A 21666-nucleotide genomic window follows, 5' to 3' on the forward strand; every position below is an offset into this window, starting at 1 on the left:
ATGCTGGCGTATATTTTTCGGCGACTGCTGCTGATCATTCCAACCCTGTTCGGCATTTTGCTGATCAACTTCGTGATCATCCAGGCCGCGCCCGGAGGGCCGGTGGAACAAATGATCGCCAAGCTCGAAGGCTTCGAAGGCGCCACCAGCCGCATTGCCGGCGGTGGCGCCGAAGTGTCGGTGGCCGGTTCCTCCTATCGCGGCGCGCAAGGCCTGGACCCGGCGCTGATCAAGGAAATCGAGCACATGTACGGGTTCGACAAATCGGCCCCGGAACGCCTGTGGATCATGGTCAAGAACTACGCGTCGCTGGACTTCGGCGACAGCTTTTTCCGCGATGCCAAGGTCATCGACCTGATCAAGGAAAAGATGCCGGTGTCGATCTCCCTGGGGCTGTGGAGCACGTTGATCATGTACCTGGTGTCGATCCCGCTGGGGATCGCCAAAGCCACGCGACACGGCAACCATTTCGACGTCTGGACCAGTTCGGCAATCATCGTCGGCTACGCGATCCCGGCGTTCCTCTTTGCGATTCTGTTGATCGTGGTGTTTGCTGGCGGCAGTTATCTGGACTGGTTTCCACTCAGGGGGCTGACCTCGAACAACTTTGACGAACTGACGCTGGGCGGCAAAATCCTTGATTATTTCTGGCATTTGGCATTGCCGGTGACCGCGCTGGTCATCGGTAACTTCGCGACCATGACCCTGCTGACCAAAAACAGCTTCCTGGACGAGATCAACAAGCAATACGTGGTCACCGCCAAGGCCAAGGGGCTGACCCGCCATCGTGTGCTTTACGGCCATGTGTTCCGTAACGCCATGCTGCTGGTGATTGCCGGTTTCCCGTCGGCGTTCATCGGCATCTTCTTTACCGGCTCGTTGCTGGTGGAAGTGATTTTTTCCCTCGACGGCCTGGGCCTGATGAGTTTTGAAGCAGCGATCAACCGCGATTACCCGGTGGTGTTCGGCACCCTGTTCATCTTCACCCTGCTGGGGCTGGTGGTGAAACTGATCGGCGACCTCACCTACACCCTGGTCGATCCGCGCATCGACTTCGAAAGCCGGGAGCATTGAGATGAACCTGTCCCCTCTCAACCGCCGCCGCTTCGAATTGTTCAAGGCCAACAAACGTGGCTGGTGGTCGCTGTGGCTGTTTCTGATCCTGTTCGGGCTCAGCCTGGGCGCCGAGCTGATCGCCAACGACAAACCGCTGGTGGTGCATTACGACAACAATTGGTATTTCCCGGCAATCAAGCGCTATCCGGAAACCACCTTCGGCGGCGAATTTCCGCTGGAAGCCAACTACAAAAGCCCATACATCCGCAAACTGCTCGAAGCCAAAGAGGCGTGGGTGCTGTGGGCGCCGATTCCGTACAGTTATCAAAGCATCAACTACGACCTGAAAGTCCCGGCACCGGCCCCGCCGTCGGCAGATAACCTGCTGGGCACTGACGATCAGGGTCGCGATGTGCTGGCGCGGGTGATTTACGGCTTCCGTATCTCGGTGCTGTTTGCCCTGACGCTCACCGTGTTCAGCTCGATCATCGGCGTACTTGCCGGTGCCCTGCAGGGCTTCTATGGCGGCTGGGTCGATCTGGCCGGCCAGCGTTTCCTGGAGATATGGTCGGGTTTGCCGGTGCTGTATTTGCTGATCATTCTCGCCAGCTTCGTCCAGCCCAATTTCTGGTGGCTGCTGGGGATCATGCTGCTGTTTTCGTGGATGAGCCTGGTCGACGTGGTACGCGCCGAGTTCCTCCGTGGCCGCAACCTCGAATACGTGCGCGCAGCCAGGGCACTGGGCATGCAGAACGGCGCGATCATGTTCCGCCACATCCTGCCCAACGCCATGGTCTCGACCATGACTTTCATGCCGTTCATCCTCACCGGCGCCATCGGCACCCTTACCGCGCTGGACTTCCTCGGTTTCGGCTTACCGGCCGGCAGTCCGTCGCTGGGTGAACTGGTCGCCCAAGGCAAATCAAACCTGCAAGCGCCATGGCTGGGCATCAGTGCCTTTGCCGTGTTGGCGCTGATGTTGAGTTTGCTGGTGTTTATCGGCGAGTCCGCTCGCGATGCCTTCGACCCGAGGAAGTGAAATGAGTCAGGACAATCTGATCGAAGTGCGCGACCTCGCCGTCGAATTCGGTTTCGGTGAGCGCGTGCACCGGGTCGTCGAAGGTGTGAGTTTCGACATCAAGCGCGGCGAAACCCTGGCCTTGGTCGGCGAATCCGGCTCGGGTAAATCGGTGACCGCGCACTCGATCCTGCGCTTGCTGCCCTACCCGATGGCCCGGCATCCGGCCGGCAGCATCAACTATAGCGGGCAAAACCTGCTGGAACTGAACGAGAAAACCATCCGCCATATCCGCGGCAACCGCATCGCGATGATCTTTCAGGAGCCGATGACCTCGCTCAACCCGCTGCATTCGATCGAGAAGCAGATCAACGAGGTGCTGGGCATCCACAAGGGCCTGATCGGCAAAGTTGCGACCCAGCGCACGCTGGAATTGCTGGAGATGGTTGGCATCCCCGAGCCCCACAAGCGCCTCAAGGCCCTGCCCCACGAATTATCCGGTGGCCAGCGCCAGCGGGTGATGATCGCCATGGCCCTGGCCAATGAGCCGGAACTGCTGATCGCTGACGAACCGACCACCGCCCTGGACGTGACCGTTCAGCTGAAAATCCTCGATTTGCTCAAGGAACTTCAGACGCGATTGGGCATGTCGCTGCTACTGATCAGTCACGATTTGAACCTTGTGCGAAGAATTGCGCATCGCGTATGTGTCATGCAGCGCGGTTGCATCGTCGAACAGGCATCGTGCGAAGAGCTGTTCCGTTCGCCGCAGCACCCGTACACTCGGGAATTGCTCGGCGCGGAGCCCAGCGGAGGCCCGGCGACCAATGAAATCGGCGCGCCGCTGCTTGAGGTCGAGGACCTGAAAGTCTGGTTCCCGATCAAGAAAGGCCTGCTCAAGCGCACGGTGGATTACGTCAAGGCAGTGGATGGCATCCGTTTCAGCCTGCCTCAGGGTCAGACGCTGGGGATTGTTGGCGAAAGCGGATCAGGTAAATCCACGCTGGGTCTGGCGATTTTGCGACTGATCGGCAGCAAAGGCGCGATCCGCTTTGAAGGCAAGCAGCTAGACTGCCTGACGCAGAACGAGATTCGTCCGTTGCGTCGCGAGATGCAGGTGGTGTTTCAGGACCCGTTTGGCAGCCTCAGCCCGCGAATGTGCGTGAGCGACATCGTTGGCGAAGGCCTGCGGATTCACAAGATGGGCACCGCCGCCGAGCAGGAAGTGGCGATTATTGCGGCATTGAAGGAGGTAGGTCTGGATCCGGAAACCCGGGACCGCTACCCCCACGAGTTTTCCGGTGGGCAACGGCAACGTATTGCCATTGCCCGGGCTTTGGTGCTCAAACCGGCGCTGATCCTTTTGGACGAGCCGACTTCAGCGCTCGACCGGACGGTGCAGCGGCAAGTGGTGGAGCTCTTGCGCTCACTGCAAGCCAAGTACAACCTGACGTATTTGTTCATCAGCCATGACCTGGCTGTCGTCAAAGCGCTGAGCCACCAGTTGATGGTGGTCAAGCATGGCCAAGTGGTCGAACAGGGGGACGCGCAAAGTATCTTTGCCGCCCCTCAACATCCGTATACACAGCAGTTGCTGGAAGCCGCTTTTTTGGCACCAGCCACTGCGCAATAACCTGAAAGAGGAGCAACACATGGGTTTTCTCGCCGGTAAGCGCGTACTGATCGTCGGTGTCGCCAGCAAGCTGTCCATCGCATCCGGCATCGCTGCCGCCATGCATCGCGAGGGCGCTGAGCTTGCCTTCACTTATCAGAACGACAAACTCAAAGGTCGTGTTGAAGAATTCGCCCAAGGCTGGGGTTCGAGCCCTGAGCTGTGCTTCCCGTGCGATGTGGCCAGCGATGAAGAAATCGCCAAGGTCTTTGAAGAACTGAGCAAGAAGTGGGACGGCCTGGACTGCATCGTGCACTCCGTTGGTTTCGCCCCGGGCGACCAACTGGACGGCGACTTCACCGAAGCCACCACCCGTGACGGTTTCCGCATCGCTCACGACATCAGCGCCTACAGCTTCGTGGCCCTGGCCAAAGCTGGCCGCGGAATGATGAAAGGCCGCAACGGCAGCCTGCTGACCCTGTCGTACCTGGGCGCCGAGCGCACCATGCCGAACTACAACGTGATGGGCATGGCCAAGGCTTCGCTGGAAGCTGGCGTGCGTTATCTGGCCGGTTCCCTGGGCCCGGACGGCACCCGCGTCAACTGCGTATCGGCTGGCCCGATCCGCACCCTGGCCGCTTCCGGCATCAAGAACTTCCGCAAGATGCTGGCCGCCAACGAAGCGCAAACGCCACTGCGCCGCAACGTCACCATCGACGAAGTTGGCAACGCCGGCGCCTTCCTGTGCTCCGACCTGGCGTCGGGCATCAGCGGTGAAATCATGTACGTGGACGGCGGCTTCAACACCACCGCCATGGGCAACATCGAAGAGTGATCTTCGGTTAGCCGATAAAAAACGCCAATTCAGACGGCGTGAACACCTGGCAATCGGCTAAGTGCTCAAAAAAATGCTCCGTATCGAAAGATACGGAGCATTTTTCGTTATGGCCTGAGCCCGGTCAGCACTTTCCCGATGAGACTGTTCAAAGGTTGCGGGCAAGTCTGTCCGGGCCTATGTTGCAAACGAGGCTTTTCCTCGCGAACGGAACGCGATCCATCACCAACAAGAGGTGAAGAATGTCAAAGGAATCCCGCCCCGCCGTCCTTGGGCTGATAGGAAATACACCGCTGGTACAAGTCACCCGCTTCGATACCGGGCCGTGCACGCTGTTTCTCAAACTTGAATCACAAAATCCCGGCGGCTCAATCAAGGACCGCATCGGCCTGGCAATGATCGACGCCGCCGAACGTGATGGTCGCCTGCAACCCGGCGGCACGATTGTCGAAGCCACGGCCGGCAATACCGGGCTGGGCCTTGCACTGGTCGGCCGCGCCAAGGGTTATCGCGTGGTGCTGGTGGTGCCGGACAAAATGTCCACCGAGAAAGTCCTGCACTTGAAGGCCATGGGTGCCGAGGTGCACATCACCCGCTCTGATGTCGGCAAGGGCCATCCCGAGTATTACCAGGACGTCGCGGCGCGGTTGGCGAAAGACATTCCCGGCGCGTTTTTCGCCGATCAGTTCAACAACCCGGCCAACCCGCTGGCCCATGAGTGCAGCACCGCGCCGGAGATCTGGGCGCAGACCGAGCATGATCTGGATGCGATTGTGGTTGGCGTCGGTTCGGCCGGCACGCTGACCGGACTGACCCGCTTCTTCAAACGCGAGCAACCGGATCTGGAGATGGTTCTGGCCGATCCGGTCGGCTCGGTGATGGCTCAATACAGCCGCGACGGCACGCTGCCCAAGCCCGGTTCTTGGGCGGTCGAAGGCATCGGCGAAGACTTCATTCCGTCGATCACCGACCTCTCCAGCGTACGCCACGCCTACTCGATCAGCGATGAAGAAAGCTTCGATCACGCTCGTCAATTGTTGCGCGCCGAGGGCATTCTCGGCGGCTCGTCGACGGGCACCCTGCTCGCGGCGGCATTGCGTTATTGCCGCGAACAGACCGAACCGAAACGCGTGGTGAGTTTTGTCTGCGACACCGGCACGCGCTATTTGTCCAAGGTCTACAACGATCAGTGGATGACCGATCAGGGCCTGTTGCAGCGCAAGGGCTACGGCGACTTGCGCGATCTGATCGCACGGCGTTTCGAGGACGGCCGGGTGATCAGCGTCGGCCCCGGCGACACGTTGCTGACCGCGTTCCAGCGCATGCGCCTGGCGGATGTTTCGCAACTGCCGGTGCTGGTTGAAGGCAAGGAGCTGGTCGGCGTGATCGACGAATCGGACATCCTGCTGGCCGTTCACGAAGATGCCGCCCGCTTCAGCCAATCGGTCTCCAGCGTGATGACCGACAAACTGCAAACCCTTGCCCCCGGTGCGCCACTCGCAGCGCTGGAATCAGTGCTCAGCCGTGGCCTCGTCGCCATCATCGCCGATGCCTCAGGCTTCCATGGCCTGATCACCCGCACCGACATGCTCAACCAATTACGGAGATCCCTCGCATGAGTCAGCACGACAAGAACACCCAAAGCTTCGCGACCCGGGTGATCCATGCCGGGCAGGAACCGGACCCGACCACCGGCGCGCTGATGCCGCCGATCTATGCCAACTCCACCTACCTGCAAGACAGCCCTGGCGTGCACAAGGGTTTTGACTACGGGCGCTCGCACAACCCGACGCGTTTTGCGCTGGAACGCTGCGTGGCGGATCTGGAGGGTGGCACCCGCGCATTTGCGTTCGCCTCCGGGCTGGCGACGATCTCCACAGTGCTGGAGTTGCTCGACGCGGGCTCACACATCATCTCCGGCAACGACCTGTACGGCGGCACCTTCCGGCTGTTCGACAAGGTGCGTCAACGCAGCGCCGGGCATCGTTTCAGCTACGTCGACCTGACCGACCTGTCAGCGTTCGAAGCGGCGCTGCAGGAGGACACGCGCATGGTCATGGTCGAGACACCGACCAACCCATTGCTGAGCCTGTCGGATCTGGCCGCCATTGCCCGCCTCTGCCGGGCCCGCGGGATCATCACGGTTGCCGACAACACCTTCGCCAGCCCGTATATCCAACGGCCGCTGGAGCTGGGTTTCGACATCGTGCTGCACTCGACCACCAAGTACCTGAACGGTCATTCCGATGTAATCGGCGGCATCGCGGTAGTCGGGAAGAACGCCGAACTGGCCGAGCGTTTGGGCTTTTTGCAGAACGCGGTCGGCGCGATCGCTGGGCCGTTCGATGCGTTTCTCACGTTGCGCGGGGTGAAAACCCTGGCGCTGCGCATGGAGCGTCATTGCAGCAATGCGCTGGATCTGGCGCAGTGGCTGGAACATCAGCCGCAGGTCAAGCGCGTTTATTACCCGGGCCTGCCTTCCCACCCGCAGCACGAACTGGCCAAGCGACAGATGCGCGGCTTCGGCGGGATGATCGCCGTGGACTTGAACAGCGACCTGGCCGGTGCGCGGCGTTTTCTGGAAACCGTGAAGATCTTCGCCCTGGCCGAAAGCCTCGGCGGCGTCGAAAGCCTCATTGAGCATCCGGCGATCATGACCCACGCCACCATTCCGCCTGAAACCCGCGCAAAACTGGGCATTGGTGATGGGCTGGTGCGATTGTCGGTGGGCGTCGAAGACATCGAGGACTTGCGCGCCGATCTGGCGCACGCGCTGACGAAAATCTGATAAGGCAAGCACGACAAAGCCCGCACGATGCGGGCTTTGGTGTTCGAGTAGGCGGCCAGTGCTGGTCTCTGGCTTACAAGGTTTATCAGGCTTCTCACAGTACCGGACCCAATTGAAAAGGTACGGTCTCGGCTGCTTCACACGGCGTAAGGGCTGGATCTCAGCGCGGAGATCTTTCTAACCGTGTACCCTTCGGAACGCGCCCCACGTCCCCTTGCTATCCGCTTGCGCATCAGTCTGCGTCTTCGCCTACACCTTTGAGCCTAGCAAAGCGGCGCGAGCACGGATGAGTGTTTTTAGACTGATTTCAGCTTTGCGACTGGGCAGTTATTCCGCCTCGGTCAACAGTCCTCAATATGCGCCCTTCGACCCCACGGGCGATTCCGACGAGCCCTCTGTTCAGCGTCGCACCCGCACATTTGAGCCCGGCACAGCGTCGTTTCCACGGCCCTCAGTTCCAGCTAAGTCTTGTTCCGTATCGTCTCCTCCAGCGCACATTCGACGCTGCTCAGGAGAGGTTATTCACTCATGAACCCCGCTAAGGCCGGCTGGCTGAACAAAGTACCCGAGGTGATGCTGTCATTTTGGGTGATCAAGATACTTTCCACGACTGTGGGTGAAACCGGCGCCGACTTTCTCGCCGTCGATGTTGGCTTCGGCGCGGGATGGACCAGTGTTGGCATGGCAATCCTGCTCGGCATCGCGTTGTTCTGGCAATTACGCACCAAAGCCTACACCCCTTGGATTTACTGGCTGACCGTGGTGCTTGTGAGCATCGTCGGCACGCAAATCACCGATATCATGACCGATATGCTGGATATCAGCCTGTACACCAGCACCGCGGTTTTTTCCGTGCTGTTAGCCGTGAATTTTGGGGTTTGGTATCGGGTAGAGCGCAGCCTGTCGATCCGCGAAATCGTCACGCCACGGCGCGAATGGTTTTACTGGACGACCGTGCTGTGCACCTTTGCCCTGGGTACGGCGGCGGGCGACCTGGCCACTGAAGCGCTGGGCCTGGGCTTCACCCTCGGCGCCGCGATTTTCGGCACCCTGATTGCCGCGATCCTCATTGCCTGGCGTCTGGGCGCCAACGTTGTGTTGACCTTCTGGATTGCCTACATCCTGACTCGCCCGTTCGGTGCCTCTCTGGGCGACTTGCTCACCCAGGCCAAAACGTATGGCGGCCTCGGCATGGGCGCCGCCTGGACCAGTGCCATTTTCCTCTGCGTCATTGTGCTGCTGGTGGCGGTCGCGCAAATCAGCGCCGGCAGCCGTAAAGCAATCACTCAGTAATTTTTTAAAAGCCAATCAAGGAATCGTCATGGGTACTGTTCAAAACATGCTTCGCCACGTTGCCATCGTTTCATCGATTTGCCTGCTGAGCATCGCCGCAGGTTGCTCAAAGCCGGCCGATAAACTCAATGCGGGAACCCATTCGACGTCCGGCAGTGTTCAAACCCAATCAGGCTCGAAACTGGGTGATCTGTCCGAGTTCCGTACCATCGCGGCCAATGTCGCCGCACTCGTCGATAAAAATGACCTGCCGGGCGCCAAGACCCGCATCAAAGATCTGGAGACCTCCTGGGACTCCGCCGAAGCGGGCATCAAACCCCGCGCCGCCGCTGACTGGCACGTACTGGACAAAGCCATCGACCGGGCACTGGATGCCTTGCGCGCCGGCACGCCCAAGCAGAGTGACTGCAAGGCGGCAATGGATGATCTGCTCAAGGCCTTCGACTCGATGAAAGGCAAGCCATGACCTGCGGCCGCCCCGCGCGCTGATCCAGCGGCGGACAAACAACGGGGCAGATGCTTCAATACAAGCGCGGCGGTCATGACCGCCGCGCTTTTTTTTCGGAGCCGGACATGCGGATATTGTTGGTCGAAGATGACCCGATGATTGGTGATGCCATTCAGGGGGCCCTGAGCGATGCGAGCTATGCGGCCGATTGGGTAAAAAACGGGCTCACCGCGCTGACCGCGCTAGAGACTCAAACATATGACCTGGTATTGCTCGATCTCGGATTACCCGGCAAGGACGGGCTCGATGTTCTCGACAGCATCCGCGCCCGGAACAATCCAGTGCCGCTGGTGATCATCACCGCCCGGGACAGTCTCGATGACCGCTTGCGTGGCCTGGATGGCGGCGCTGACGACTACCTGCTCAAACCGTTCGACATCGCCGAAATGCTCGCCCGCATGCGCGCGGTGCTGCGTCGCAAGGGCGGCAGCGCCCAGTCAGTGCTGGAAAACGGCGCGGTGACACTGGACCTGATCTCAAAACAAGCGTCGAGTGCCGACCATTCCGACGTGCAGCTATCGAACCGAGAGTTTGCCTTGCTGCAAGCCTTGTTGATTCGGCCCGGCGCGATTCTTTCACGCAGCGAACTCGAAGACCGGCTCTATGGCTGGGGCAATGAAGTGGAAAGCAATGCCGTGGAATTTTTGATTCACGCACTGCGGCGCAAGCTCGGTAACCACATCATCAAGAACGTCAGAGGTATGGGATGGATGGTTTCAAAAGGCGCTTGAGCGAATCGGTTCAGTTACGGCTGTCGATAACGTTATCGCTGGCCATTTTGATCGTGGCATTGGCGGCCGGTGTTTTCGCTTTCGTCTCGGCACTCGACGAAGCCCACGAAATGCAGGACGAGGGCTTGCGTCAGGTGGCCATCCTGTTTGATCGACAACAGATGACCTTGCACTATCCCTCTGCCGAGCAGAGCAATGACGATGAGGATTCGCGAATCACCGTGCAATACCTGGCCGATAGCAGCAAAGCCATCACCGGCGATGACGCGGCGATACCGCTGCCCTTCCCCACCACGCTGACCGATGGCTTATCGACGGCGAATATTGCCGGCGAAGACTTTCGTGTGCTGGTGCGTACCACCGCACGCGGCGAGCGCATTGTCGTCGCCCAGGAAGCCGATGTGCGCAACAAGGAAGCCCGCGAGCGCGCCTGGCGCAGCCTTTTACCGTTTCTGATTCTGTTTCCGGTACTGCTACTGGCCGTGGGGGATCTGGTGCGCAAAATGTTCCGCCCCGTCTCAAGCCTCTCGGCCGAGATCAACCGGCGCGATGAGCAAGCACTGCACCCGATTGACGAGCAGCACGTGCCCAGCGAAATCAGGCCCTTCGTGGTTGCCATCAATCAACTGCTCGCACGCGTTGCGCAATCAATGGACACCGAGCGCCGCTTCGTCGCGGACGCGGCCCATGAACTGCGTTCACCCATGACAGCCCTGTCCCTGCAAGCTCAGCGACTCGGCGCAACCGACATGTCACTGCTGGCTCGTGAGCGGTTGCAGCCGCTGTCTGAGGGCATCGAGCGCAGCCGAAAACTGATTGATCAGTTGCTGACCCTGGCCAGTGCGCAATCGGGCTCAACCAGACGGCCGACGGCGGTTTCTGTCCATGCTGTCTACCGACAGGTCTTGGAGGATCTGCTGCCACTGGCCGAGCGCAAGCACATCGATATCGGCGTTGAAGGCGTTGAAGACGTGAAGGTCGTCATCCATGAGATGGATCTGTTCACGCTGGTGAAAAACCTCGTGGATAACGCCATCCGCTACACGCCCCCAGGAGGACGCATAGATCTATCGATAGAACGCACTGATGTAACCGTCACCGTGCAGATCAGGGACACAGGGCCTGGCATTGTCGAAGCGGAACGGCCGAAGGTCTTCGAGCCGTTCTATCGAAGTGAGATGACCGAAGAGCCGGGCTCTGGCCTGGGCCTGTCTATCGTCAAGGCAATAGCAGCCCGCGCCGGCGCGCTGGTTCGACTGGATTATTCGGACGTCTCCCGAAAAAGCGGCCTATGCGTTTCGGTCGTGTTCACAACGCCTTCGCGCTGACGCTTGCTCACGGGTCCACCTGCGCCATCAATTCCGGCACCGACTCTGGCCGTTTCGCATAGCGCTGCGCCAACACCGCGCAGACCATCAGTTGAATCTGATGGAACAGCATCAGCGGCAGGATCAGCACGCCGATGGTGCTCCCGGCAAACAACACCTGCGCCATCGGCACGCCGGTGGCCAGGCTCTTTTTCGAGCCGCAGAACAAAATGGTGATGCGGTCTTCCTGGCTGAAGCCAAACGCCTTGCCCAGCAGCGTCGACGCCACCAGTACCAGCGCCAGCAAGATGCAGCACACCACCACCAGCCCCAGCAGATCGGCGATTGGGATCTGATGCCAGATACCTTCGTTGACGGCTTCACTGAACGCGCCATAAACCACCAGCAGAATCGAGCCTTGATCGACAAATTTCAGCCAGTTTTTGTTGCGCCCCACCCACGCACCAATCCAGCGCCGTGCGACCTGCCCGGCAATGAAGGGCAGCAGCAGTTGCACACTGATTTTCAGGATCGCATCGAGGGTCGAACCGCCGTCGCCCTGCACGTCAAGCAACAACGTCACCAGCAACGGCGTGAGGAAAATCCCGAACAGACTGGACGCCGCCGCGCTGCAAATCGCCGCTGGAATATTGCCCCGCGCCAGCGAAGTGAAGGCAATGGCCGACTGCACCGTGGCCGGTAAGGCGCACAGGTAAAGCATGCCCATGTAGAGATGATCACCGATCAACGGCGACAGCAGCGGTTTCAGCGCCAGACCCAATAGCGGGAAAAGAACAAACGTCAGGCCGAACACCAGCAAATGCAGGCGCCAGTGACCCGCACCGGCAATGATCGACTCGCGGGAAAGTTTGGCGCCGTGGAGGAAAAACAGCAGCGCGATGGCAATGTTGGTCAGCCAGCCGAAGCCGACCGCAACCTGTCCACTGGCGGGCAGAAAACTGGCCAGCAGCACAACGACAATCAGCGTCAGGGTGAAGTTGTCGGGCAAAAATCGTGGGCGCGTCATGGTGTATTCATCCGGGGGTTGCCAGTGCGTGCCGACGACTCTAACGTGATGCTCAATTACCGACTAACGCCGAAGAGCCCACAGATGCCGCCTAAAGGACACGAAAAGAGCATCCGACGCAGCATTCCCGGGCTGCCCAGCCTACCGCGCCCGCTGTACGGGCGCACCGAATCGCTGCCCAATCGTGCGCTGACCCGGCGCCACAGCCACCCTTGGGTGCAACTGTCTTACGCCATTCAGGGCGTGCTCGAAGTACAGACCAGCGCCGGACGTTTCGTTGCGCCGCCGGAGCGCGCCGTGTGGATTCCGGCCGGCGTGCCGCACCGGGTATTCAGCTCACCGCACACCGAGATGCGCAGCCTGTACATCGATTGCAGTGTCGCCGGTTGGGCGGTTGGGCATTGCCATGTGCTGGGCGTCAGCGATTTGCTCAGGGAGCTGATCCGCGCGTTCAGCCGGGTGCCCGTGGAATACGACCAGAACGGCGCCCATGGACGCTTGGCGCAAGTGATCCTCGATCAATTGGCCGAGGCACCCCAGATTGATCTGATGCTGCCGCTGCCTCAGGACGCCCGTTTGCGGCAGATCTACCAGAGCCTGGAGCAGCATCCGGAACAGCAAACCACACTAAGCCACTGGAGCGTGAAATTCGGCGTCACCGAAAAGACCCTGACACGCCTGTTCCTGCGCGATACCGGCCTGACCTTTCGGGCCTGGCGCCAGCGCTTACGACTGCTCGGCGCCCTGACGCCATTGGAGAAAGGTGAACGCGTTACCGACGTCGCGCTGGCCTGTGGCTACGATTCAACCTCGGCGTTTATCGCGGCGTTTCGCCAACAGTTCGGCGAAACGCCAGGGGAGTTTTTTCGTTAATCAGCGAACCGCCAGCGACTCCAGAAGATCGCCGCTGCGACCCGACACTTCGTTATTTACGAACTCTCCCCCAGAAATAAACGATTTTTCTTTGGCGCAAACTCGTCGCTAGCATGGCCTCGTCTGACCCTCATTCAAACAAAGCTCATACAACAAAGACAGGGAGCGCGACATGCCAGCCACGAACATCAATATCGGCGAACCCTGGATGTGGGGCGCCTTCATCGTCTTCGTACTTGCCATGCTGGCACTGGATTTGTTTGTGTTCGGGGGGCGCAAGGCGCATCGCGTCTCGGTGCGCGAAGCCTTGTCCTGGGTCATTGCCTGGTGCTTGTTGGCATTGAGTTTCGCGGGGTTGCTCTGGTGGTACCTGAACGGCACGTTCGGCGGCGAAATCGCCCGACAGAAAACCCTCGAATTCCTCACCGGTTACCTGATCGAGCAGTCGCTGTCGATCGACAACATGTTCATCTTCGTGATGATCTTCAGCTACTTCGCCGTGCCGCCGGAGTTGCAGCGCCGGGTGCTGCTGTACGGCGTGCTCGGGGCGATCGTGATGCGTGCGGTGATGATTTTTGCCGGCGTGTGGCTGGTGTCGCAGTTCGAGTGGCTGCTGTATGCCTTCGGCGTGTTTTTGATCATCACCGGGGTCAAGATGCTGGTGTTCGCCGAGCAACAACCGGATCTGGAAAAAAACCCTTTGCTGCGCTGGGTCCGCGGGCACATGCGGATCACCAAGGACTTTCATGGCGAGCGCTTTTTCGTGCTGCAAAACGGCGTGCGCTGGGCGACACCGATGTTTCTGGTGCTGGTCTTGATCGAAGCGAGCGACCTGATGTTTGCGGTCGACAGCATTCCGGCGATCTTCGCCGTCACCACCGACCCGTTCATCGTGTTCACCTCGAACATCTTCGCGATCATGGGCCTGCGGGCGCTGTACTTCCTGCTGGCGGACATGGCTGAGCGCTTTCATCTGCTCAAGTACGGGCTGGCGATTGTGCTGGTGTTCATTGGCGCCAAGATGACGTTGATGCCGTGGCTCCACATGCCGGTGGAGTGGTCGCTGGCGGTGGTGGGTGTGGTGATTCTGGGCTCAGTGTTGTTGAGCCTGATGATGACCAGAGAAAAAACGCCGGAAAAACAATCCCCATAAATCCCTGTGGGAGCAAGCTGCTCCCACAGGGTTGTGTGCTGTTATTTATCGGACTTGATACTGGTCCAGACGCGGGTGCGGACGCGCTCAAGCTTTTGCGGCAATGGCTGAACCACGTAGAGCGTTTTCAGCGCTTCGCTGGTCGGCGTCAGGTTCGGGTTGCCGGTGATGTCCTTGTTGATCAGCGCCATCGAATCCTTGTTCGCGTTCGGGTAACCGAGGAAATCGCTGATCGGTGCAATCACCTTCGGATCCAGCAAAGTGTTGAGGAATTCGTGGGCCTCGGCGACGTTCTTCGCGCTCTTGGGAATGGCGAAGGTGTCGAACCAGATCGGCGCGCCTTCCTTTGGCAAGCGCCAGTCAACCACTACGCCGTTTTTCGCCTCTTTGGCGCGGTTGCCGAACTGGTAGAAGCTGCCGGAGTAACCGATGGCCACGCAGATGTCACCGTTGGCGATGTCGGTCATGTACTTGGCCGAGTTGAAGTAGGTCACGTAAGGGCGAACCTTGAGCATCAGCTCCTTGGCTTTTTCATAGTCGGCGGGGTTCTGGCTGTTCGGGTCGAGGCCCAGGTAATGCAGGGCCAGCGGGAGGATTTCCGTCGGCGAATCAAGCATCGCCACGCCGCAGGATTTGAGCTTTTCCATGTTCTGCGGTTTGAACACCAGATCCCAACTGTCCACCGGCGCGTTGTCGCCCAATGCAGCCTTGACCTTGGCCGGGTTGAAGCCGATCAGCACGGTGCCGACCATGTAAGGCACGCCGTACTGGTTGCCCGGATCGTTCTTGCCCAGCAGTTTCAACAGTTCCGGATCCTGGTGGCTCCAGTTCGGCAGTTTCGATTTATCCAGTTTCTGAAACACGCCAGCCTTGATCTGCGTTTCAAGGAACTGGTTCGACGGCACCACCAGGTCGTAACCGGAGTTGCCGGTGAGCAGTTTGGCTTCCAGGGATTCGTTGGTGTCGAAGGTGTCCCAGATCACTTTGATGCCGCTCTTCGCGGCGAAATCCCTGGGCACCGACGGCAGGATGTAGTCCGCCCAGTTATAGACGCGCAGCTCGCGCTGCTCGGCCTGAACGGCGCAGGCCAACAGCGTCAGCCCACACACGGTGGCGCCCAGAATGCGTTTCATCGTGACCATGGTTGTTTCCCCAAAATGCGGCGTGAGTCGATGGTTTTTATGTTCTGTACACGGCAGCGGCTTTAAAGGTAGCCAAGGGTAATAAAGGTTCAGCGTCTCGTTGTGGCATTGATTCTTGCTGACAGCGGCGCCTGAGCACAGTGGGGGATGGGCCAAAAGGGGATCGATATGGCCAATTTGAATGACCACCGGGATGCGGAAACAACAATGCCCGGCAGTTTTGCCGGGCATTGTCAGGTCGAGGATCAACTCAGTCGGTGTAACCCAACTTGACCGCCCTGCTCTGCCCGGTCTGGCTCTGGCCACGCGTCGCCAGGCAGTAATAAAGAGGAATCGTCACCACCAGGCCAACCAGCCACGACAGATCCGCACCGTCGACCAGATTGGCGTAAGGCCCGACGTACAGTGAAGTATTGGCGAACGGCAACTGCACGACGATACCGATGAAATAGGCAATGATCGCGTGCAGATTGAAGCGTCCGTAAATGCCACCGTCAGCACGGAAAATCGAGGTGATGTCGTAGCAACCGCGTTTGATCAGGTAAAAGTCGATCAGGTTGATCGACGCCCACGGCACCAGCACCAGCAACAGCGCCAGAATCAAACCGATGAACTCGGAAATGAAATCCGCCGAAGCGCCGAGTGCGACCACGCAGCATCCCGCCAGGATCACGCTCGACAGCACCACGCGCACCTTGATGCTCGGTGTCCATTGGCTGGCGAAAGTCTGGATCGAGGTGATGATCGACAGCACCGCGCCATACAGATTGAGGGCGTTGTGGCTGATGATGTTGAGCAGGAACAACACCATCAGAATCGGCCCCAGCCAGCCGGTGGATTGCTTCACGGCGACCATCGCTTCGGTGCCGTCGGGTGTCGCCAGCACCGCCACCGCGCCGAAGCTGAACGACAGAATCGTGCCCAGGGTTGCGCCCAGATACGTCGCCCAAAACGGCTTGGCGATGCCGATGTCCACCGGCAGATAACGTGAATAGTCGGACACGTAAGGCGAGAAACTGATCTGCCAGATAATCCCCAGCGACACCGTCGCCAGCCAGCCGGACAGATTGAAACTGCCGCGAGTCAAAAAGTCCGCCGGCAAGTCGTGGGCAAAGATGTAAATGAAGCCCGCCAGCAAAGCGCTGCCCATCACCCAGGTGCCGATGCGGTTGAGCGTATGGATGAAGTTGTAGCCGATCACGCCAATCGCCGTGGCGGCCAGCGCACCGATCAAAATGCTTAACGGTGCCGGCACCGATGGTGCAATGCCGACGATGGATTTACCCGCCAGCACGATGTTGGAAATGAAGAAGCCGATGTAGATGATCGCCGCAAAGAACACGATCAACAGCGCGCCATAACGGCCGAACTGGCCGCGACTCTGGACCATTTGCGGAATGCCCATGCGCGGGCCTTGCGCCGATGCCAGGGCAATCACCACGCCACCGATCATGTGCCCCAACGCAATCGCCAACAGCCCCCAGAGCAAATCGAGATGGAACACCTGAACCACCATGGCGCCGGTGACGATGGGCAGTGGCGCAATGTTGGTGCTGAACCAAAGCGTGAAAAGGTCGCGGGCCTTCCCGTGGCGTTCCGCGAGTGGGACGTAGTCGACCGTGTGATTCTCGATCAACGGATCTTGCCGGGACTTCTGGGACATATGCATGAACTCGAGTTTGTCTGTTCTTATCGTTGTATGAAGCCAAACCGGGAGGACTCTTTGGTCGCCCCTCAGATGCAATCCATATTATGGTATTCCAAACATTTCACAAGACTGATCCGTAGTTTACGGCACTATCTGATCCGCCATCCTCGCTGAAACGACGGCCTATCAAATAGCTAAAAAGCCCGTAAACGTTGAGTTCCCGACGAACGCGGCACGTTTATCGGTTCAGCTTAAAAGCCCTTGCAAAGATTAATTTGTGGTATACCATCAGACCAACAAATACATAAAAACAGCGTCACACCACCCGAGGACTGTCCAATGATCGATGCCGCCATCTACAAACAAGTCATGGGCTCGTTCCCGTCCGGCGTAACCGTTATCACCACGCTGGATGATGACGGCCAGATTGTCGGCCTGACCGCCAGCGCCTTCAGCTCGCTGTCGATGGACCCGGCCCTGGTGCTGTTCTGCCCCAATTACAGCTCCGACTCCTATCCTGTGCTGATCAAGAACAAACGTTTTGCGATCCACTTTCTGTCCGGCGGTCAGCAAAACGAAGCCTACGCGTTCGCCCGTAAAGGCAAGGACAAGGCACAAGGCATCGAATGGACGTTGAGCGAACTGGGCAACCCGATCCTGGCCAACGCGACAGCTATCATCGAGTGTGAGCTGTGGCGCGAATACGAAGGCGGCGACCACGCCATCATGGTCGGCGCGGTGAAGAATCTGATCGTCCCCGAACAGCACACCGGGCCGCTGGTGTATTGCCACGGCAAGATGGGTGCCCTGCCCGTCCTGGCCTGAGCAAAGTTTCAGCCCCACACAGACCCACTGTGGGAGGGGGCTTGCTCCCGAAAGCGATGTGTCAGCCACCAGAGATCTCGATTGATCCACCGCATTCGCGAGCAAGCCCGCTCCCACACGTAGCCTCAACAACAAAAGATCCGAGGAAGCGTCATGAAATTTTCCCTGTTCATCCACATGGAACGCTGGGACGAAAGCGTCAGCCACCGCCAACTGTTCGAAGACCTGACCGAACTGACCCTGATGGCCGAGGCCGGTGGTTTCAGCACCGTGTGGATCGGCGAACACCACGCGATGGAATACACCATCTCGCCAAGCCCGATGCCGCTGCTGGCCTACCTCGCAGCGAAAACCACCACCATCCACCTCGGCGCCGGCACCATCATCGCGCCGTTCTGGCACCCGCTGCGCGTCGCCGGTGAATGCGCGTTGCTCGACGTCATCAGCAACGGTCGCATGGAAGTCGGCCTCGCCCGTGGTGCCTATCAAGTTGAATTCGATCGCATGGCCGGCGGCATGCCAGCATCAAGCGGTGGCCAGGCCCTGCGGGAAATGGTCCCGGTAGTCCGCGCCCTGTGGCAAGGCGACTACGCCCACGACGGCGACATCTGGAAATTCCCCACCTCCACCAGCGTGCCGAAACCGATCCAGAAGCCCAATCCACCAATGTGGATCGCCGCCCGCGACCCGGACTCGCACAACTTCGCCGTGGCCAACGGCTGCAACGTCATGGTCACGCCATTGATGAAAGGCGACGAAGAAGTCCTCGACCTGAAAAACAAATTCCAGACCGCACTGGACAACAACCCGGATGTGCCGCGCCCGCAATTGATGGTGCTGCGCCATACCCACGTTCACACCGCTGATAATCCGGACGGCTGGAAAATCGGTGCGAAAGCGATCTCACGTTTCTATCGCACGTTCGATGCGTGGTTTGGCAACAAGGAGACACCGGTCAACGGCTTCCTCGCCCCGAGCCCGGAAGAGAAGTTTGCCGGGCGTCCGGAGTTTGAACTGGAGAGTCTGCACAAGACGGCGATGATCGGTACGCCAGAAGAGATCATTCCGCGGATCAAGTACTACCAGGAACTGGGGGTGGATGAGTTCAGCTTCTGGTGTGATAACAGTCTGCCGCATGAGGAGAAGAAGAAGTCGTTGGAGTTGTTTATCAAGCATGTGGTGCCGGCGTTTCGGTAAATACTATGCTGGTTCAGCCCGGTAAATGAAAACGCCCCGGCAGAGTTCGGGGCGTTTTAGTTTTGCGCGGGTTCATCGTCCCAGAAATTTCCTGCGGGTGCGTATTGTCCATCTCGGAAAACAGTGCACCAACCAAAGCTTCGGTAGAACATTTCAAGATCAATGATCTGGTAAAGGCCTTCGCTAATTTTACTTAACGTAATGAGACTATTGGCATAGTGAGTGTATTGACCACCCGCCCCGGCGACCGCCCGTCGTTCCAGTTCCTCACGACTCCAGCCCGATACTATCCCGGATGATTCAGGGACCGTATCCGAGAAGGAAATTTCGAACTGCTTTGAAACCTTGCAAAGGCAGGGAATCCGTTGCTGTCTGAGCAAATCATCGGAGATGAGGTTGTCAGGGAAATGAATGTGTAATTTCAAATGGCTCAGGCTCCGATGGGGCTACGTTGACCCGGCTGGCTAACATCGTAAACATGCTGCTCGCAACCCTGCCCGACAAACTGAAACTCCACCAGGTAGACCTTGCTTCGTTCCGGCGTAAAAGTACTGTTCAGCGGCCCGCAGCTATAAGTATTGCCAGTGCCCATGCCGTTGGAACGCCCTGACACCTCGAAGGGTTCGTCGGCATTGGCTTGCGTTTCCAGCTGAGGGAAGTGCTTGAACGTGGCGCTATTGGCCGCTTCGCTGACTTTGGCGATCCAGCCGAATACCTTGCCCCGCCCGGAATCCACCACAGTACCCAGCACTTCCATTCGTTGATCAGGATCTGCAGCACGGCGAACCGAGAACTCGACAGGGTATGTGTAGCCTGTGGCTTTCATGATGACTTTGGCGTGTTGTGCATCTGTCGTAGCCGTTTTTTGCTGAAGTTGGACACCATCCTTTAAAAGACTGGGGGAAGAGTCTCTGACGTTCGAATGGCAGCCTGCAATCAGGAAAACCAGTGAAAGCAAAAGTCCCGTTCTAATCAATTTTTTATCACCCCGTAAAGACGTAGCGGGCAGGCTTATCGAACTCAATAAACCTGCCCTGCAGCAACCGTTAAATAATGTCCAGAAGCTGTAAGTCCGACTCGACCTGCAAAGCATCCTGTTCAGACAACTGCGACATAAGAAACGCTAACCCATGCACCTCAATAATCCCTTTTATATGGGCGACCGCAAAATCAAAAGCCACCTTGGGCTCTCTACCCGCCGACAACACAAGTCCGGCAGTCTGGAGCATTAAATTTTCAACTGGAGTAACAAAACTTTCCTCCATCTCATTTAATGCATAGCCGACTTCAAGCTCCCCTTCAACCCAGGAAAAAACCGACTTTTTGTTCTTCCTGATTTTAGTTCTGCAGTAAATGGGATAGTAGTAAAACATTTGCTGCATTATTTCTTTATAACTTAAAATCGCTGACATGATTAGCCCCTCAACGAACCATTTTCGTTGGCACATAACAGCAACAGACTACGTTTTCGCAACGCTTTCTAAACGTGATCTGTCCGAGGTTATGCGCAATGTTCATACCCAGCGAAAATCAGGCGTAATCTCACAAGTCATTCCCGCAAAAACAAGAGTATTTCTAACCTGCAAAACCTTCTCCGCTTGACCGACAAACACCAGAGCAAGATCTTGCTGGAGAGTAGTTCTGGAAGACAAGAAATTACGGCCTGTAACTTCAGAAACAGTTTTTACATGGGCTTTATTCTGGTAGTCACCCCGGCAGCGCACCTCATACTGAGTCTCGTCCACCTTAATCTCTGGAATGTGGGTTGTAACTACCGACCAGCCGCACTGAGAACATTTTACTCCTTGGGCGCTGCCTTCTCTGTAGACAGACAGCTCCCCCCCACACTGCTCGCACGCCATAAAACACTGCTTGCTCATTGTGGTTTTCCAGGATTAAACACTTTAAATGTCCCCTGATTCGCCATATCAGGATGATTAAAAAGTGGCGAACTAGGACTTGACGAAGCTCTTGGAGCGACGACCATCATACCATTGGGATTTGCCCACACCAAATTGGTAGGAGCCTTGACCGGAACGCCCATTTTGTTCGCGAGATTTTGCGCAAACCCGGCATATGGGGAACATTGGAAAAGGCTCTGCGTGATGAGGTGCATCATCAGGCGCAGAGCCTGGAGTAGATTTGTGGTCTGTCCCTGAGGGATCCCCGATTTTTCTTACAGAAAATCAAGAAGTTGGAATATTGAAGAGGCCTGCATGAGTCGGCAACTTGGTTTGCACCACACAAATACAAGAAACCGAACCCATGCAAGCCATCCGATTTTTGCACAGAGCGCTCGCTCAAGCACTGCCCTCTATCCATTCTCGACGTTGTGTCAGTTCGTTACTGCAAGGACGTCGACTGACACTGACCGCTCTTGGTCGCTTCATGACGGGGCGTGCTTATCCCAAGCATTCGATCAAGCGTGTGGATCGGTTGCTGGGCAATCAACACTTGAGATCAGAGCGCCCATTGTTCTATTGGGTAATGCTTCGGGCATTGCTGGGTTCGTTGAAGCATCCTTTGATCCTGGTCGACTGGCCTCGAATTGACGCTTCAGGCACAGCCTTTTTGCTAAGAGCATCGATCCCTCTGGCGGGACGCTCATTTCCGGTTTATGAAAGCGTTCATGAGCGCGAGAGCTGTCCCAAGT

22 protein-coding genes and 1 pseudogene are annotated in these 21666 nt (G+C 58.1%); 15 read left to right on the top strand and 8 right to left on the bottom strand.

Annotated features, from left to right (window positions below):
* The 10 genes from K5E40_RS27615 to K5E40_RS27660 all read left to right on the top strand — a co-directional run bounded on the left by K5E40_RS27615 (position 1) and on the right by K5E40_RS27660 (position 11169).
* Positions 1 to 1074, top strand: a complete 1074-nt coding sequence (locus tag K5E40_RS27615) for a microcin C ABC transporter permease YejB (RefSeq protein WP_221733442.1) — start codon at positions 1 to 3, stop codon at positions 1072 to 1074.
* 1 nt (position 1075) lies between these two features.
* Positions 1076 to 2095, top strand: a complete 1020-nt coding sequence (locus tag K5E40_RS27620) for an ABC transporter permease (protein WP_221733443.1) — start codon at positions 1076 to 1078, stop codon at positions 2093 to 2095.
* A 1-nt stretch (position 2096) separates the two neighbouring features.
* Positions 2097 to 3707 carry an ABC transporter ATP-binding protein gene (locus tag K5E40_RS27625; RefSeq protein WP_221733444.1) on the top strand — a complete coding sequence of 537 codons (1611 nt, stop codon included), beginning with the start codon at positions 2097 to 2099 and terminating at the stop codon, positions 3705 to 3707.
* A 19-nt stretch (positions 3708 to 3726) separates the two neighbouring features.
* Complete coding sequence (gene fabI / locus K5E40_RS27630) at positions 3727 to 4521, top strand: enoyl-ACP reductase FabI (RefSeq protein ID WP_221733445.1); 795 nt, start codon at positions 3727 to 3729, stop codon at positions 4519 to 4521.
* A 242-nt stretch (positions 4522 to 4763) separates the two neighbouring features.
* The gene (locus K5E40_RS27635; RefSeq protein WP_221733446.1) at positions 4764 to 6140 is read left to right on the top strand and encodes a pyridoxal-phosphate dependent enzyme; all 1377 of its coding nucleotides are present in this window, start codon (positions 4764 to 4766) and stop codon (positions 6138 to 6140) included.
* Positions 6137 to 7309 (top strand): cystathionine gamma-synthase, encoded by a 1173-nt coding sequence (locus K5E40_RS27640; RefSeq protein ID WP_221733447.1) that lies wholly within the window; start codon positions 6137 to 6139, stop codon positions 7307 to 7309. The genes K5E40_RS27635 and K5E40_RS27640 overlap by 4 nt, the downstream gene beginning before the upstream one ends.
* 528 nt (positions 7310 to 7837) lie before the next feature.
* Positions 7838 to 8602: a hypothetical protein gene (locus K5E40_RS27645; RefSeq protein ID WP_221733448.1), complete on the top strand. Its 765-nt coding sequence runs from the start codon at positions 7838 to 7840 to the stop codon at positions 8600 to 8602.
* A gap of 28 nt (positions 8603 to 8630) precedes the next feature.
* Entirely contained in the window at positions 8631 to 9068 is a 438-nt protein-coding gene (locus tag K5E40_RS27650; RefSeq protein WP_221733449.1) for a hypothetical protein, read from the top strand.
* 107 nt (positions 9069 to 9175) lie between these two features.
* Entirely contained in the window at positions 9176 to 9841 is a 666-nt protein-coding gene (locus K5E40_RS27655; RefSeq protein ID WP_221733450.1) for a response regulator transcription factor, read from the top strand.
* Positions 9817 to 11169: an ATP-binding protein gene (locus K5E40_RS27660; RefSeq protein ID WP_221733451.1), complete on the top strand. Its 1353-nt coding sequence runs from the start codon at positions 9817 to 9819 to the stop codon at positions 11167 to 11169. The genes K5E40_RS27655 and K5E40_RS27660 overlap by 25 nt, the downstream gene beginning before the upstream one ends.
* 7 nt (positions 11170 to 11176) lie before the next feature.
* Here K5E40_RS27660 and K5E40_RS27665 read toward each other — a convergent pair whose 3' ends face one another.
* Positions 11177 to 12175 carry a bile acid:sodium symporter family protein gene (locus K5E40_RS27665; protein WP_221733452.1) on the bottom strand — a complete coding sequence of 333 codons (999 nt, stop codon included), beginning with the start codon at positions 12173 to 12175 and terminating at the stop codon, positions 11177 to 11179.
* An 84-nt stretch (positions 12176 to 12259) separates the two neighbouring features.
* Between K5E40_RS27665 and K5E40_RS27670 the strand changes: the two genes are divergently transcribed.
* Both K5E40_RS27670 and K5E40_RS27675 read left to right on the top strand, forming a co-directional pair.
* Positions 12260 to 13048: a helix-turn-helix domain-containing protein gene (locus K5E40_RS27670; protein WP_221733453.1), complete on the top strand. Its 789-nt coding sequence runs from the start codon at positions 12260 to 12262 to the stop codon at positions 13046 to 13048.
* A 172-nt stretch (positions 13049 to 13220) separates the two neighbouring features.
* Positions 13221 to 14201: a TerC family protein gene (locus tag K5E40_RS27675; protein ID WP_221733454.1), complete on the top strand. Its 981-nt coding sequence runs from the start codon at positions 13221 to 13223 to the stop codon at positions 14199 to 14201.
* 41 nt (positions 14202 to 14242) lie between these two features.
* Here K5E40_RS27675 and K5E40_RS27680 read toward each other — a convergent pair whose 3' ends face one another.
* Positions 14243 to 15343 carry a polyamine ABC transporter substrate-binding protein gene (locus tag K5E40_RS27680; protein WP_221733455.1) on the bottom strand — a complete coding sequence of 367 codons (1101 nt, stop codon included), beginning with the start codon at positions 15341 to 15343 and terminating at the stop codon, positions 14243 to 14245.
* Between the two features lie 250 nt (positions 15344 to 15593).
* Entirely contained in the window at positions 15594 to 17006 is a 1413-nt protein-coding gene (locus K5E40_RS27685; protein WP_221733456.1) for a cytosine permease, read from the bottom strand.
* 324 nt (positions 17007 to 17330) lie between these two features.
* Here K5E40_RS27685 and K5E40_RS27690 point away from each other — a divergent pair, with 324 nt between their 5' ends.
* Complete coding sequence (locus tag K5E40_RS27690; RefSeq protein WP_221733457.1) at positions 17331 to 17816, top strand: flavin reductase family protein; 486 nt, start codon at positions 17331 to 17333, stop codon at positions 17814 to 17816.
* A 153-nt stretch (positions 17817 to 17969) separates the two neighbouring features.
* The gene (locus K5E40_RS27695; protein WP_160039505.1) at positions 17970 to 19013 is read left to right on the top strand and encodes an LLM class flavin-dependent oxidoreductase; all 1044 of its coding nucleotides are present in this window, start codon (positions 17970 to 17972) and stop codon (positions 19011 to 19013) included.
* A 56-nt stretch (positions 19014 to 19069) separates the two neighbouring features.
* Here K5E40_RS27695 and K5E40_RS27700 read toward each other — a convergent pair whose 3' ends face one another.
* From K5E40_RS27700 to K5E40_RS27720, 5 genes are all read right to left on the bottom strand, one after another.
* A complete protein-coding gene (locus tag K5E40_RS27700; protein ID WP_221733458.1) occupies positions 19070 to 19438 on the bottom strand; it encodes a hypothetical protein in 369 nt (122 codons plus the stop codon).
* 5 nt (positions 19439 to 19443) lie between these two features.
* Positions 19444 to 19989 carry a hypothetical protein gene (locus K5E40_RS27705; protein WP_221733463.1) on the bottom strand — a complete coding sequence of 182 codons (546 nt, stop codon included), beginning with the start codon at positions 19987 to 19989 and terminating at the stop codon, positions 19444 to 19446.
* 70 nt (positions 19990 to 20059) lie between these two features.
* Positions 20060 to 20425 (bottom strand): hypothetical protein, encoded by a 366-nt coding sequence (locus K5E40_RS27710; RefSeq protein ID WP_221733459.1) that lies wholly within the window; start codon positions 20423 to 20425, stop codon positions 20060 to 20062.
* Between the two features lie 102 nt (positions 20426 to 20527).
* On the bottom strand, positions 20528 to 20893 hold the full coding sequence (locus K5E40_RS27715; RefSeq protein ID WP_221733460.1) for a hypothetical protein: 366 nt from the start codon (positions 20891 to 20893) through the stop codon (positions 20528 to 20530).
* Entirely contained in the window at positions 20890 to 21132 is a 243-nt protein-coding gene (locus K5E40_RS27720; RefSeq protein WP_221733461.1) for a hypothetical protein, read from the bottom strand. The genes K5E40_RS27715 and K5E40_RS27720 overlap by 4 nt, the downstream gene beginning before the upstream one ends.
* 146 nt (positions 21133 to 21278) lie before the next feature.
* Between K5E40_RS27720 and K5E40_RS27725 the strand changes: the two are divergent.
* Positions 21279 to 21666 (top strand): annotated as a pseudogene (locus tag K5E40_RS27725) (IS4 family transposase); the annotation flags it as partial.

It is taken from the genome of Pseudomonas baetica (genome assembly GCF_019733355.1).
Classification (GTDB): domain Bacteria; phylum Pseudomonadota; class Gammaproteobacteria; order Pseudomonadales; family Pseudomonadaceae; genus Aquipseudomonas; species Aquipseudomonas baetica_A.

Coding starts and splice junctions, on each gene's coding strand:
- K5E40_RS27645 (WP_221733448.1), top strand. CDS start 7,838: ATGAACCCCGCTAAGGCCGGCTGGCTGAACAAAGTACCCGAGGTGATG.
- K5E40_RS27680 (WP_221733455.1), bottom strand. CDS start 15,343: ATGGTCACGATGAAACGCATTCTGGGCGCCACCGTGTGTGGGCTGACG.
- K5E40_RS27675 (WP_221733454.1), top strand. CDS start 13,221: ATGCCAGCCACGAACATCAATATCGGCGAACCCTGGATGTGGGGCGCC.
- K5E40_RS27655 (WP_221733450.1), top strand. CDS start 9,176: ATGCGGATATTGTTGGTCGAAGATGACCCGATGATTGGTGATGCCATT.
- K5E40_RS27615 (WP_221733442.1), top strand. CDS start 1: ATGCTGGCGTATATTTTTCGGCGACTGCTGCTGATCATTCCAACCCTG.
- K5E40_RS27670 (WP_221733453.1), top strand. CDS start 12,260: ATGCCGCCTAAAGGACACGAAAAGAGCATCCGACGCAGCATTCCCGGG.
- fabI (WP_221733445.1), top strand. CDS start 3,727: ATGGGTTTTCTCGCCGGTAAGCGCGTACTGATCGTCGGTGTCGCCAGC.
- K5E40_RS27640 (WP_221733447.1), top strand. CDS start 6,137: ATGAGTCAGCACGACAAGAACACCCAAAGCTTCGCGACCCGGGTGATC.
- K5E40_RS27665 (WP_221733452.1), bottom strand. CDS start 12,175: ATGACGCGCCCACGATTTTTGCCCGACAACTTCACCCTGACGCTGATT.
- K5E40_RS27720 (WP_221733461.1), bottom strand. CDS start 21,132: ATGATGCACCTCATCACGCAGAGCCTTTTCCAATGTTCCCCATATGCC.
- K5E40_RS27635 (WP_221733446.1), top strand. CDS start 4,764: ATGTCAAAGGAATCCCGCCCCGCCGTCCTTGGGCTGATAGGAAATACA.
- K5E40_RS27690 (WP_221733457.1), top strand. CDS start 17,331: ATGATCGATGCCGCCATCTACAAACAAGTCATGGGCTCGTTCCCGTCC.
- K5E40_RS27685 (WP_221733456.1), bottom strand. CDS start 17,006: ATGTCCCAGAAGTCCCGGCAAGATCCGTTGATCGAGAATCACACGGTC.
- K5E40_RS27625 (WP_221733444.1), top strand. CDS start 2,097: ATGAGTCAGGACAATCTGATCGAAGTGCGCGACCTCGCCGTCGAATTC.
- K5E40_RS27660 (WP_221733451.1), top strand. CDS start 9,817: ATGGATGGTTTCAAAAGGCGCTTGAGCGAATCGGTTCAGTTACGGCTG.
- K5E40_RS27695 (WP_160039505.1), top strand. CDS start 17,970: ATGAAATTTTCCCTGTTCATCCACATGGAACGCTGGGACGAAAGCGTC.
- K5E40_RS27715 (WP_221733460.1), bottom strand. CDS start 20,893: ATGAGCAAGCAGTGTTTTATGGCGTGCGAGCAGTGTGGGGGGGAGCTG.
- K5E40_RS27710 (WP_221733459.1), bottom strand. CDS start 20,425: ATGTCAGCGATTTTAAGTTATAAAGAAATAATGCAGCAAATGTTTTAC.
- K5E40_RS27650 (WP_221733449.1), top strand. CDS start 8,631: ATGGGTACTGTTCAAAACATGCTTCGCCACGTTGCCATCGTTTCATCG.
- K5E40_RS27620 (WP_221733443.1), top strand. CDS start 1,076: ATGAACCTGTCCCCTCTCAACCGCCGCCGCTTCGAATTGTTCAAGGCC.